This window comes from Nitrospira sp. Vd2 (assembly GCF_979581665.1).
Window position 1 is genome coordinate 12,632 of the sequence record NZ_CEFZSK010000018.1, and the last position, 11,362, is coordinate 23,993.

General features: G+C 62.2%; 11 protein-coding genes and 2 pseudogenes. 9 read left to right on the forward strand and 4 right to left on the reverse strand.

Features of this window, described 5'->3' with window-relative positions; translation table 11 throughout:
* The first annotated feature begins 341 nt into the window (after nt 1-341).
* Nucleotides 342-1,121 (forward strand): ROK family protein, encoded by a 780-nt coding sequence (locus tag AC1U7K_RS08780; protein WP_480250750.1) that lies wholly within the window; start codon nt 342-344, stop codon nt 1,119-1,121.
* Here AC1U7K_RS08780 and AC1U7K_RS08785 read toward each other — a convergent pair.
* Entirely contained in the window at nt 1,099-1,620 is a 522-nt protein-coding gene (locus tag AC1U7K_RS08785) for a shikimate kinase (RefSeq protein WP_480250751.1), read from the reverse strand. The two genes, AC1U7K_RS08780 and AC1U7K_RS08785, sit on opposite strands and share 23 nt — an antisense overlap.
* A 210-nt stretch (nt 1,621-1,830) precedes the next feature.
* Here AC1U7K_RS08785 and AC1U7K_RS08790 point away from each other — a divergent pair, with 210 nt between their 5' ends.
* From AC1U7K_RS08790 to ligD, 5 genes and pseudogenes are all read left to right on the forward strand, one after another.
* Nucleotides 1,831-2,562, forward strand: a complete 732-nt coding sequence (locus AC1U7K_RS08790; protein WP_480250753.1) for a response regulator — start codon at nt 1,831-1,833, stop codon at nt 2,560-2,562.
* Nucleotides 2,563-2,696: 134 nt separating this feature from the next.
* Nucleotides 2,697-4,214 carry an MFS transporter gene (locus AC1U7K_RS08795; RefSeq protein ID WP_480250754.1) on the forward strand — a complete coding sequence of 506 codons (1,518 nt, stop codon included), beginning with the start codon at nt 2,697-2,699 and terminating at the stop codon, nt 4,212-4,214.
* Between the two features lie 96 nt (nt 4,215-4,310).
* Entirely contained in the window at nt 4,311-4,901 is a 591-nt protein-coding gene (locus AC1U7K_RS08800; protein ID WP_480250755.1) for a hemerythrin domain-containing protein, read from the forward strand.
* Between the two features lie 584 nt (nt 4,902-5,485).
* Nucleotides 5,486-5,569: pseudogene (locus tag AC1U7K_RS08805) on the forward strand (hypothetical protein); the annotation flags it as partial.
* Nucleotides 5,570-5,627: 58 nt separating this feature from the next.
* Nucleotides 5,628-6,314 carry a non-homologous end-joining DNA ligase LigD gene (gene ligD / locus AC1U7K_RS08810; RefSeq protein WP_480250757.1) on the forward strand — a complete coding sequence of 229 codons (687 nt, stop codon included), beginning with the start codon at nt 5,628-5,630 and terminating at the stop codon, nt 6,312-6,314.
* Between the two features lie 4 nt (nt 6,315-6,318).
* Here the strand turns inward: ligD and thiI are convergent, their stop codons facing one another.
* The gene (gene thiI, locus AC1U7K_RS08815) at nt 6,319-7,506 is read right to left on the reverse strand and encodes a tRNA uracil 4-sulfurtransferase ThiI (RefSeq protein WP_480250758.1); all 1,188 of its coding nucleotides are present in this window, start codon (nt 7,504-7,506) and stop codon (nt 6,319-6,321) included.
* A 75-nt stretch (nt 7,507-7,581) separates the two neighbouring features.
* The gene (gene trxB / locus AC1U7K_RS08820) at nt 7,582-8,505 is read right to left on the reverse strand and encodes a thioredoxin-disulfide reductase (protein WP_480250759.1); all 924 of its coding nucleotides are present in this window, start codon (nt 8,503-8,505) and stop codon (nt 7,582-7,584) included.
* Between the two features lie 104 nt (nt 8,506-8,609).
* Here trxB and AC1U7K_RS08825 point away from each other — a divergent pair, with 104 nt between their 5' ends.
* A complete protein-coding gene (locus AC1U7K_RS08825; protein WP_480250805.1) occupies nt 8,610-9,230 on the forward strand; it encodes a hypothetical protein in 621 nt (206 codons plus the stop codon).
* 117 nt (nt 9,231-9,347) lie between these two features.
* Here AC1U7K_RS08825 and coaE read toward each other — a convergent pair.
* Nucleotides 9,348-9,863 (reverse strand): annotated as a pseudogene (coaE, locus tag AC1U7K_RS08830) (dephospho-CoA kinase); the annotation flags it as partial.
* Between the two features lie 85 nt (nt 9,864-9,948).
* Here coaE and AC1U7K_RS08835 point away from each other — a divergent pair.
* Complete coding sequence (locus tag AC1U7K_RS08835; protein WP_480250803.1) at nt 9,949-10,962, forward strand: right-handed parallel beta-helix repeat-containing protein; 1,014 nt, start codon at nt 9,949-9,951, stop codon at nt 10,960-10,962.
* Nucleotides 10,963-11,072: 110 nt separating this feature from the next.
* Nucleotides 11,073-11,258, forward strand: a complete 186-nt coding sequence (locus tag AC1U7K_RS08840; protein ID WP_480250760.1) for a hypothetical protein — start codon at nt 11,073-11,075, stop codon at nt 11,256-11,258.
* The last annotated feature ends 104 nt before the right edge of the window (nt 11,259-11,362 follow it).

The window sequence follows — 11,362 nt, forward strand, 5'->3', positions numbered from 1 at the left end:
ACAGCTAAGGCATTGAAACTAGTCGCGCACCTCAGCGGAAGGTGCGCGAGCTGTCAAGGATGCCGTCACCATTCGCCCCCGCGCCGCCTCCTTGGCGAGTAAAGTCTCGATCCGATTCCCGCGTGATCAAAGGGATGTCTGTATCAGAGCGCATCCTAGTCCTAGGTACAACAACGATAGCAGTTCTCGTTGACACTCTCGCGGGTCGGGAACTCCGGCTGTTCTTCTTCGCTGCCCTCGCGGGCTAAGGTGGTCAGCGTAGGGACATAGGCGGCAGACAGGCGCCGAGGGTCTGCTCTACAATCCCTCAGACTTCTCAACCTTCGATGAAGGAGCGTGGCATGGAAGCAAGCGCGGCCGTCGCGCGGAAGACCGAGGCGCCACACCCGCGCCCGGTCCGGACATTGGCGATCGATATTGGGGCGACCGGGATCAAGGCCGTCATGCTGAACGAAAAGGGCGATCCGATTTCCGAGCGCCAGCGGATCAAGACACCGGGCAACGGGATGCCGGGAGCGGTGCTCGACGCCGTGACGGCGTTGGCACAGGAGCAGGGCGAGTTCGATCGGGTGTCGGTTGGATTCCCGGGTGTGGTGCACGAGGGCATCGTGAAGGAAGCACCGAATCTTGCCGAGGAGTGGAAGGACTTCAACATCGCCAGCGTGCTCGAAGCTCGCTTGAACCGGCCGGTCCGAGTCGCGAACGATGCGGACATCCAAGGCTTCGGGGCGATTTCAGGCGTCGGCGTCGAATTGGTCCTCACGGTCGGAACGGGGGTCGGCTCCGCGCTGTTCGTGGATGGGCGCCTCGTGCCCAACGTCGAAGTGGGACGGCGTAAACTCTCCGATGCCGAATTACAAAAGGTCGGGAAGAAGAAGTGGAACAAACGCCTGAAGAAAGCGATCGCCAAGCTCGAGGCGATGTTTCATTTCGATCGGCTCTATATCGGCGGGGGCAACAGCCGCCATGTCGACGTGGCTGAACTGCCGGCCAACGTCACGCTCGTCTCGAACTTGAACGGCTTGATCGGCGGCATCGGACTGTGGGAGCGGCCATTTCGTGCCGCCTCGGCGGTTCCCGACACCGCCTCGGCTCGCGCTAATCGGGCCGTGTCAGCATGAGATGGTAGTCCGCCGCCTGCCGGTAGAGGGCGGCGCGATATTCGATCAACGCTTCCATCGACGGCAGATCGGCGGGGAGCCAGATGAGCCCCCGCGGTTCTCGCTGGCGGTGCCGTTCGATAATGTCCGAGGTTGGCGCATCCAGCCAAAGCACGATGCCGAAGCGTTGCAGGTGCGCAATGGCGCGCGGGCGATAGATGATCGAACCTCCGGTGGCGATGACGGCGGGCTTGGATTGAACCGACAGCACGGTCGACTCTTCCAGATCGCAGAACGATTCCGGTCCCTGCTTTGCAAGTAAGTCTTCCAGCGAACACCCGACCGTTTCACATAACAACGCGTCCGTATCGATGAACGGCAGTGCCAGTTCCGCCGCCAGTCGGCGACCGTATGTGGTTTTGCCGACGGCCGCCATACCGACGAGGACATAGGCGGCGGGAGTGGGCAAGATCCGCGAGGAAAGGCGAGTGGCACCGTACCGAGTGAGGACCTGCTTCATGATGGCGGCATGGTACTCGATGAGCCGCGCCAGTTCCAGGCCATCGTGTCGAGGGAAGGGCCGAGGGATTGATAGACAGCTATATAGACGGGTAGCAGATCGCAGACTCGATCGAAGGAGTACAGGGGAAGAGCTTAAGACATCCGCTGACAATCGGCACCGACTACGGCCTCTCTTTTTCTCGTCTACGCAAAAGTACAATACAATTTGATGCGAGTGCGGGAACGCATGATCGTGGCGGCGGAAGATCCGGTGCTGGTGCGCCTACTGCCGGAGACCGTCAGCCTGCAGCTACCGTACGTGCACGCCGAAACGCATCGCTCCACCGCGTCCGCATTGGACCGCCTCCGGGAGTGTCCCACTAGCCTCGTGCTCGCCGATCTTTCGATGGCGGATGCCGGATCGGCCTTGCTCCGTGAAGCCGCGCGCTGCGCACCGGAAACACCGGTGATCGGATTGGCCCCAGTCGGCGAACGGACGTCAGCCGAGCAGGCGGTCAACGATGGTGCGTTTGACATTGTGTGGAAGCCGATCGATCGGGTTGACCTGCTCCACAGTGTCCGAGCCGCACTCATGACATATCGCCTCCGGCAACGGCTCGCGAGCGCCGAACAGAGCGTCCAGCGCCTTCAAGGCTTGCTGCGAGCCGTCGAGGACCGGTTCCGCGAGGTGGATCAACTTCAGCGCGCGTCCTTCGAAAAGGCGAAATGGGCGGCAACCCAAAGCTGCGTGTTGTCGCAACAGGCGCTTGAACTGATCAAGCGACGTCTTCAGTATCGCGAGCAGGTCTTACAGAAGCACCAGGCCGAGCTCGAGGCGCGAGTGCTCGCGGCGCGTGAGCGTGCAGCTTCCCGCATTCACGCCGTCTCTCCGATGCGACCTCCCAGCGGCCGCACTTCTTCAGGCGCAGTCCCTACATCTTTCAGCGGTCCGAGCCGATAGCCGGACGCCCACCGGGTCATCCAGAATTTCGGAACAGGGACGTCGTACGAACACGATGTTCGCGATCGCGGCAGGGTTTGCTCACGCACGCCGGGTGCCTTGTTTGGCAGGTACATGAGAGTCAAAACCTCCCGATGACCTCGAGGAACAGCGACACGGCGACGCCGGATGCGCCCATTCGTACGAACATTCCGCAGCGGCTCGATCGCCTTCCGTGGTCACGCTGGCATTGGCTCATCGTTGCCGCCTTGGGGATCACCTGGATCCTCGATGGCCTGGAGGTCACGATCGTCGGCGCCCTCGGCGCCGTCCTGACCCATCCGACGACGCTCAATCTTACCGAATCCGAAGTCGGGCTCACCGCCTCCGCCTATCTCGCCGGCACGGTCATCGGCGCCATCGTGTTCTCCTATCTCACCGACCGTCAGGGGCGAAAGCGATGGTTCATGATCACGCTCCTCCTCTATCTCGGCGCAACGGTGCTCACGGCGTTGTCGTGGGACCTATGGAGTTTCCTGTTTTGGCGTCTGCTGGCCGGCGCCGGTATCGGCGGCGAATATGCGGCGATCAATTCGGCCATCGACGAGCTGATCCCCGCACGCGTCCGCGGTCATGTGGATTTGGCGATCAACGGCAGCTGGTGGATGGGCACGGCGATGGGGGCGCTGTTGACGATCCCCTTGTTGAATCCGCAGTTCATCGCCGAGACGGTGGGGTGGCGACTCTGCTTCGCGTTGGGGGGCGTGCTCGGCATCTCGATCCTCTTGATCCGCCGGATCGTTCCGGAAAGCCCGCGTTGGTTGATGACGCACGGGCGCGTTCAGGAGGCCGAGGCCGTGGTGGCCTCCATCGAACACGAGATCGCGGGGCGAGAAGGCAGGACATTGCCCGAGCCGCGCGGCAGCCTCACGATTCATAGGGCCGCACATGCCACGTTCGGGACGGTGGCCCGCGAACTGTTGCGGAAGTACCCGACACGCACGTTGCTCGGGGTCACCTTGATGGTGACTCAGTCGTTTCTCTACAACGCCATCTTCTTTACCTATGCCCTGGTGCTCACGAAGTTCTATGGCGTGCCCTCGCATCGCATCGGGTTATACGTGCTGCCGTTTGCAGTCGGGAACTTCTTTGGGCCGCTGCTCCTCGGCCGACTCTTCGACACCGTCGGGCGAAAGCCGATGATCGCCTTCACCTACGGCTTCTCGGGGCTCCTGCTTGCGCTGACCGGCTATCTCTTTTCCGAAGGGATGCTGACCTCGACGACCCAAACCCTCGCCTGGTCGGCGATCTTCTTCTTCGCCTCTGCCGGCGCGAGCGCGGCGTATCTGACGGTGAGCGAGGTGTTCCCGATGGAGATTCGCGCGATGGCGATTGCCGTGTTCTTCGTGATCGCGCAAGGTGCCGCTGTGACGGCCCCGTGGCTCTTCGGCCTGTTGATCCAAACCTCGGCCCACAGCGTCTTCGTCGGCGACCTCGTCGGCTCGGCGTTCATGATGGTCGGCTCGGTCGTCGCGCTGCTCTTCGGCGTCAATGCTGAACGACGCTCTCTTGAGCACATTGCGACGCCGCTCTCGGCTCAGCCGGCCATGACGGCACCGACCGCTCCAGCCCCCGCCCAATCGTCGGAGCCTTATCGCGACACGATGGGATGATGCGGCGTTCGTCGGACACTCGCTCACCGGCGGAGATGACAGTCGGCGTCCCTGTGTGCCGCTATCATAAACAGCAGGAACTGAAGGGAGGACTGCATGGCGCTATTTTCAACAGAGGGATCCAACGAGCCGACGGTCGTCGATCTCCTCAGAAAGGATCATGAGACCGTCAAACAACTATTCCGAGACTTCGAGGCGGCGGAGGGGATCGGCGAGCAGGGCATGATTGCTCAGCAGATCTTGAAGGAGCTGGAGGTGCATGCGGCGGCCGAGGAAAAGGTGTTCTATCCCGCGGTGCGCGAAGATTCTCCGGATGCGGGCAGCAAGCTCGACGAGTCGCGCGAAGAACACCATCTTGCCAGACTCCTGATCCGTGAGTTGACGAAGATGACGCCCGAAGACGAACGATTTTCCGCCAAACTGCGGGTGTTGGCGGAAAGCGTACGGCACCACATCAAGGAGGAGGAAGCGGAAATTTTCGCGCGCGCGCGAACCGGCAAGCTCGATTTGATCGATTTGGGCCGGCGGCTGCAGACGGAAAAACGGACGGTAGAAGCCGCGCTCGACGCGCAACCGAAAGCCGAGAAGGCCAAGCCGCGGCGAAAGAAGACGCCGACGACCTCGGCTCGATCGCGGTCACCTCGGTCGAAAAGTTCCGGGCGGAAGTCGAAACGACGAGCCGCCTAACAGCCTTGTACGCGTGCATGTGCTGCGTCCCGTGACGCCGTCATTGGTGACGGACGGATTCGCCTTTGACGCACACCGGCCGTTGGGGGAGGGCTCATCGTCAAGCGGTTGGACTCGCCGGACCTGTGGGGCGAGCGCCATGAGTCTGGACCCGATGCATCCGCGGTAGCGATCGTTGGAAATCCAAGACCGCTCTTTCGCGAACCGGCCAAGTCCCGGTGGCCGCCGCGCTCGCCTAATGATGTCGTGGTCGTCAAGTTTCAGAACTGGACGGCCGGCGGATACTGCGAGAGCCACGGCGAGCGGGTTGACATAGCGCGAACTACCGTGCGGCGCGAACAGCCCCTCACCCTTCAGGCGGCATCGCCCGGCCTTCGTCCACACCGGCCCGGCCCGATGAATCATCCTCGCATTTGCTCCGTGGGCCCCCCGGCGATCCCGAGCGGGATGTGCTGCTCGATCAAATCGATCGGCGCGAGGATCGGGCCACATTGGGCATCCTTCAACTGCGTGGTCCGCAGTTCACCGTCGATCAGCTCGATCGGATGATATGGCCGGCAATAGGACTCATAAAAGGCGATCTCATGCGCTACTACATTCACGTGGCGCCCCGCCTGCTCCCGTTTCTTCAGGATCGACCGCTGTCCTGGCGTCCGTTTCCCAAGGGATTGGACCGGCCGAGCCGATTTCATCAGCGGGTGAAATGGGCGACGCCACCCGGCGTGCGTGGAGGTCTTCGAGGGAAAAGACAAGGCATTCGAACGGCGATTCGTGGGCGGCTCGCTGGCGACGCTCCTCTACATGGTCGAGCACCACGTGATTTCGATGGATCCATGGCTCTCGCATGTGCAGTCTTCGGATCAGCCGGACCTTGCCGTGATCGACCTCGATCCCATGCCCGGTGTGCCTTACAAGACCGTGCGAACGATCGCCTGCCGTCTCCATGACTTGCTTGACGAGGCGCGAGTGCCGCATCTCGTGAAGACGTCCGGTCTCTCGGGATTGCATGTGTATATTCCGCTGGCCGAAGGGACCGACTATGAGAACGCGCGAATCGTCTGCGAGGTCTTTGCGACGCGGATTGCGCGGGATGATCCTGAGCAGGCGACGGTGGCGCGCGCGATCCGGGATCGGGGGAGGCGCGTCTATCTCGATTGTCTGCAGAATATGCGGGCCAAGACCGTGGCAGCGCCGTATTCGGCGAGACCAGGCCAGCGGGCAACCGTTTCCGCTCCGGTGACGTGGAAGGAGCTTCAAGAAGGCGCCGAGCTGGAGGATTTCACGATGATGACGATGATGTCACGGCTGGAAGCGGGGATCGATCCATGGCGGTCCTGGCGGACGATGAGGCGGGTCGACGTCCAGGCGCTCGCGCGGCAGCCCGGTACCAGGGATGGCAAGGGGGGACGCTGAGGGCTTACCGTTTCGGCGGAAAGACGTACTCGGCCAGCTCGAGCTGCTCGAGGCCCTGCTTGATGAGCGCCCCGACGTCGAACGTCCGCTCGATCCTTCGCACATGGTCGAGGTCGGCACGGGTAGTCGGGTGCGGCGGCACGAAGAGCCGGCAGCAATCCTGGTCCGGTTCGATGGAGGTCTCAAACGACCCAATCCGGTTCGCCTGCTCGGTAATTTCTACCTTATCCATGCCGATGAGCGGCCGGAGAACCGGCAGGCCCGCCGCCTCCTCCACCACGCTGAGGTTCTGCGGCGTCTGCGAGGCCACCTGCCCCAAGCTGTCACCGGTCACGAGCGCCCAGCACCGCTCCCGACGCGCGATCTCCTCGGCGATCCTGATCATCATCCGGCGGTAGAGGACGACGCGATACGCCGCGGGGGCGGCGAGGACGATCTGCCGCTGGAGATCGCCGAACGGCACGAGATAGAGCCGGGCGTGCAGTTGGTACGCCGTGAGGAGCTCGACGAGCTCACGAACTTTTTCCTCCGATGCGCGCGAGACGTACGGCCGGCCGTGGAAGTGCACGAACACGACCTTGCAGCCGCGCTTCATCATCCGGTATGCCGCGACCGGTGAATCAATACCGCCTGAGAGCAGGCAGGCGACCTTTCCGCTCGCACCAATGGGGAGCCCGCCCGGTCCCGGTTCGTGCTCGAATGAGAGATAGGCCTCTTTGTGCAAGGCTTCGATTGCAATGGTCAGCTCTGGATCGCGCAGCTTCACCTTCCGCCCGGTGATGGCGCAGACATGCGCGCCGATCTCGCGGTCGATGTCCATACTGGTCATCGGCAGGCGCTTGTCGGAACGCTTCGTCGAGACTCGGAATGTCGCGAAGGTCTGGGCGCGAACGGCATCCGCCACCGCTTGCTTCAATGCATCGAGGCGATGGGCGGGATCGTCGCCAAATGGGACCGATTCACTTAGCGCAAAGTTCGCCACGCCGAACACGCGACCCAAACGATCGCGCACAGCCGGCCACGAGGCGTCGGGCGCAAGGTTGACGCGAATGCGGCCTTGGAGCACGTCCACCTGCTTGCCACCGACATCGCGCAGCGCCAGCCGCAGCTGCCGCACCAACCGCTGCTCAAAGAACGGCCGGTTCCGTCCCTTCAGCGCCAGTTCATGATAGTGAACGATCGCGCAACGCATAGTCGAAAAGACGTTCGAAGTCTAGGTTCGAGGTTCGAAGTTGAAGAATGGTCCTTTTTCAGAACCTCGAACCTTTTACTCCGCCTCCAGCCCTTCCAAATACCGTTCCGCATCCATGGCCGCCATGCAGCCGGACCCGGCGGCGGTAATGGCTTGCCGATAGCGGGCGTCCTGAACATCGCCGGCGGCGAAGACGCCCGGAACGTTCGTCGCCATTCCGTGTTTGGTCAAGATGTAGCCCTGCGCATCCATATGGAGCTGGCCGGCAAAGAGGTGAGTGTTCGGCCGGTGCCCGATCGCGACGAAGACCCCGGCACATTTGACTTCCGACACTTCGCCGGTCACGACGTTGCGCAGTCGGACGGCGGTGACGTTCTGGTCGCCGAGAATTTCATCGACCACCGAATTCCAGATGAAATGGATTTTCTCGTGCTTGAACGCGCGGTCCTGCATGATCTTAGAGGCCCGCAGCTTGTCACGGCGGTGGACGACCGAGACCTTCGAGGCAAAACGTGTGAGGAAGATCGCCTCCTCCATGGCCGTATCGCCGCCGCCGACGACGATCAATTCTTGTCCTCTGAAGAAAAAGCCGTCGCACGTGGCGCAGCTCGACACACCGTGGCCCATCAATTTGCTTTCACCCGGCACGCCCAACCACAGGGCGGAGGCGCCGGTCGCGATGATCAGTGTCTTCGTGGGGATGTGCTCCTCCCCATTCAGCGTCAGCGTCAGCGGCTTGCTGGTGAGATCGACGGCCGTGATGTCGCCGGAGAGAAATTGGGTTCCGAACCGCGTCGCTTGTGCCCGCATGTCGCGAATGAGGTCCGGACCGAGGATGGCATGTTGAAATCCGGGGTAGTTTTCGACCTCGGTCGTCAAGGTCAGTTGACCGCCCGCCTGCGTCCCCTCAATCAATAAGGGCCGCAAGTTCGCTCTGCCCGTGTAAATGGCGGCCGTCAGTCCGGCCGGTCCGGAGCCGATGATCACCACGTTGTGCATGCCGGCACTCTAACATAGTAGAATGAAGCGTTGCATCGGCGGCCGTTGTGAGACGATCGGTCGGGGCTGCTTGACAAGGGTGGCGGCGGCGTTATCTTTTGAACATGCCCGGCAGGGAACTCACCTACGACGAGAAGAAAGCCGCGGAAGCGGCGTTTCGCGGTTTGCCCGTCGATCCTTCGTGGTCATCGGCCGCGCGGAGCGTCTATCAAGGCATCGTCAACGCGCTGCACGGGCAGCCTTCGACGGCGGTAATGTCGTCGCAATCTGCCGGTGAGCCGGCGAGCGACGCCAGTGGCCATCTCGATGAGATTCGCGAGGCGAATGAGAATCAGGAGCCGGCGCGTCGAATGTTGAACCGTCAGGAGGCGATCGAGGCGGGGATTTTGGTCGACGTGTCGTCGATTGCCGAGCAGATCGGCCTCCGGCTCTCCGTCGGCATTACCAAACCGTTATGGGATCATGGCATCACGGCAGCCGGGCAGGTGAGCGAGGAAGAATGCCGCTCGCGCGTCCGTGACGTGCTGATCGCCTTTCGGCTTTACATTGAGCATGCCGAGATTACCGCACCGTGGATCAAGTTCCCCGCGCTGCTTTCGATCCCGCCCGACGCCGAGCCGCAAGTCTGCTCGCTCGTCGCGATCGCGCATCGCGACTCGACGGCGCCGCGCGCGGTGACGTTGCTGTTCCCCGACGAAATGTCCGGCCTGTCGATCGCCGAGTAGGTCTGCTCGAACCCTCTTCCCGCGCGTTCCTGTTGCCAGTTCGACGAGCTCCGCATAGATCTGTTTCACGTTCCGGCGTACGGTCTGGATCGGCTGTGTGCCGTCGATGACATAATCCGCGCGTGCAATCTTCTCTCGAAGCGGCATCTGGCTTCGAATGCGCTGCACGGCTTCCGCGTGACTCAGGCCGTTCCGTTCCGCGAGGCGCCGGAGCTGTGTGAGGCGGTCCGCCGTCACGACGACGATGCGATCAACCCGCTCATCGACGCCGGCCTCGAACAACAGGGGCACATCGTAGATCACCACGGCATCCGGTCGTGTCCGGAGAATCGCCCGGGTCCGCCGTGCCTGTTCGCGAGCGACGCGTGGATGGATGATGCGGTTCAAGGCCTTGAGCCGATCTGGCTTTGCGAAGACGATGGCGGCCAGGCGCTTGCGATCGACCGCGCCTCCGGGAAGGAGGACGTCCTTGCCGTACCGCCGAACGATGTCGCGCCAGGCCGGTTTGCCGGGCTGCACGACGTCGCGTGCGAGTTGGTCTGCGTCGATGAGCGAGGCGCCGTGTTCTTTGAAAAGACGAGCGACGGTGCTCTTGCCAGTCGCGACACCGCCCGTCAGGCCGACGAGGATCATGCACGCGAGGATAACACGGGCTTTCCCCCGTCACAACGACAACCGCGGGCTTGACTTCGTTCCGATCCAGCCTGTATCACGCAGCATGCTTCAGCTCGCGAGAACCGTCATCGTGTGCCTTGCGACTGCATATTGTGTCGCCAATTCCGTTTGCGGCGCATCGGATCGTGAGCCGCGCACGCTCATCGTCGCGCGCGACGGCAGCGGGGAGTATCGATCGATTCAAGAGGCCGTGGATGCGGCGGGTCGCGGAGACACGATTCGGATCAAGGCCGGGGAGTACCAGGAAGACGTGACCATCCACAGCAAGGACGGCCTGCACCTCATCGGCGATGGCGTGGATCAGGTGAAGATCCTCGGACTCAACCGAGTGGGGTCGTTCCATATCGGGAAGTGGCCGTACGGCGCGACCAACATCGAGATCAGCGGCATGACGATTCAAGAACGCGGCGGCCTGGCCGTCGGGATCTTCAACGGCCGCGACATCGTGCTGCACGACATGACGATCCACGGCATGGTGTTCGGACAACAGGTCCAACGCGTTCGCATCGAGGACTCGAGGATCGGTGGAAGCGAAACGACCGGAATTCAGTTCGCCGATTCAGACGCGGTATTGAGCGGCAACGTCATTCACGACAACGATCACGGGGTGACAGTCGCGGGGAAATCGACCGTCCGGGTGGAGCGGAACGTCATCGTGCACCATCTGTTCGAGGCGGTGGTCATCACCGATTCCGCCAAGGCACTAGTGGTGAGCAATACCATCGTCAAAAACGGAGGCGGCATTGCGTTTCTCCAGCGAGCAGAAGGCGAGGTGACGGGCAATGTCATCGGCTTGAACAAGATCGGGGTACTGATCGCTCCGACGAGTCGTCCGATGCTCTCGTACAACGCGCTTGATAATAGTGAGCAGAACTATGCGTTCACTGGATCTCCGCCGATCCCGGCGCCTCAGCTCAAAGGGGAAACAGATTTGACCGTCGAGCCCCGGTTTGTCGATTCGGGGCGTGATGATTTCCGGCTCCGCGCCGACAGCGCGCTCCTTGGCGTTGGGCGATTCCCGTACTTGGGCGCACTGCCGCCGGCCGCCCTCCACTAATGGTATCGGCCTCCGCGCCTACAGCCTTTACCTCGTTCCCTCGCCTTTGACATCGTGTGGTATGATGATTTCAGAAGGCGGCGAGAGGAGTCGCCGCCGAGGAGGTGTCGATGGCCAGCTTCCGGTCGGAGTTCGAAAAAATCGATCCCGAGGGCATGCCGCCGCTCGATGAGATGGAGGCAGGACGACCGGTCGGTGCGATTCTCCCCATGTCCGAAGACGCCCAAGTGGCCTTGCGCGACGGGATCGAACTCGTCGACTTCTTGCTCCATGAAGAGGAGGTGACGTGGAATTAGCGTATTGCTCCGCCATGTAAGATCCGTTTTCCCCCAGATTCCGTTCTTGCTCGCCCGCCTGTCACAATCCATCGAAACCTGACACAATAGCTCGGACAGCGTTC

Coding starts and splice junctions, on each gene's coding strand:
- AC1U7K_RS08780 (WP_480250750.1), top strand. CDS start 342: ATGGAAGCAAGCGCGGCCGTCGCGCGGAAGACCGAGGCGCCACACCCG.
- AC1U7K_RS08785 (WP_480250751.1), bottom strand. CDS start 1,620: ATGAAGCAGGTCCTCACTCGGTACGGTGCCACTCGCCTTTCCTCGCGG.
- AC1U7K_RS08790 (WP_480250753.1), top strand. CDS start 1,831: ATGCGAGTGCGGGAACGCATGATCGTGGCGGCGGAAGATCCGGTGCTG.
- AC1U7K_RS08795 (WP_480250754.1), top strand. CDS start 2,697: ATGACCTCGAGGAACAGCGACACGGCGACGCCGGATGCGCCCATTCGT.
- AC1U7K_RS08800 (WP_480250755.1), top strand. CDS start 4,311: ATGGCGCTATTTTCAACAGAGGGATCCAACGAGCCGACGGTCGTCGAT.
- thiI (WP_480250758.1), bottom strand. CDS start 7,506: ATGCGTTGCGCGATCGTTCACTATCATGAACTGGCGCTGAAGGGACGG.
- trxB (WP_480250759.1), bottom strand. CDS start 8,505: ATGCACAACGTGGTGATCATCGGCTCCGGACCGGCCGGACTGACGGCC.
- AC1U7K_RS08825 (WP_480250805.1), top strand. CDS start 8,610: ATGCCCGGCAGGGAACTCACCTACGACGAGAAGAAAGCCGCGGAAGCG.
- AC1U7K_RS08835 (WP_480250803.1), top strand. CDS start 9,949: ATGCTTCAGCTCGCGAGAACCGTCATCGTGTGCCTTGCGACTGCATAT.
- AC1U7K_RS08840 (WP_480250760.1), top strand. CDS start 11,073: ATGGCCAGCTTCCGGTCGGAGTTCGAAAAAATCGATCCCGAGGGCATG.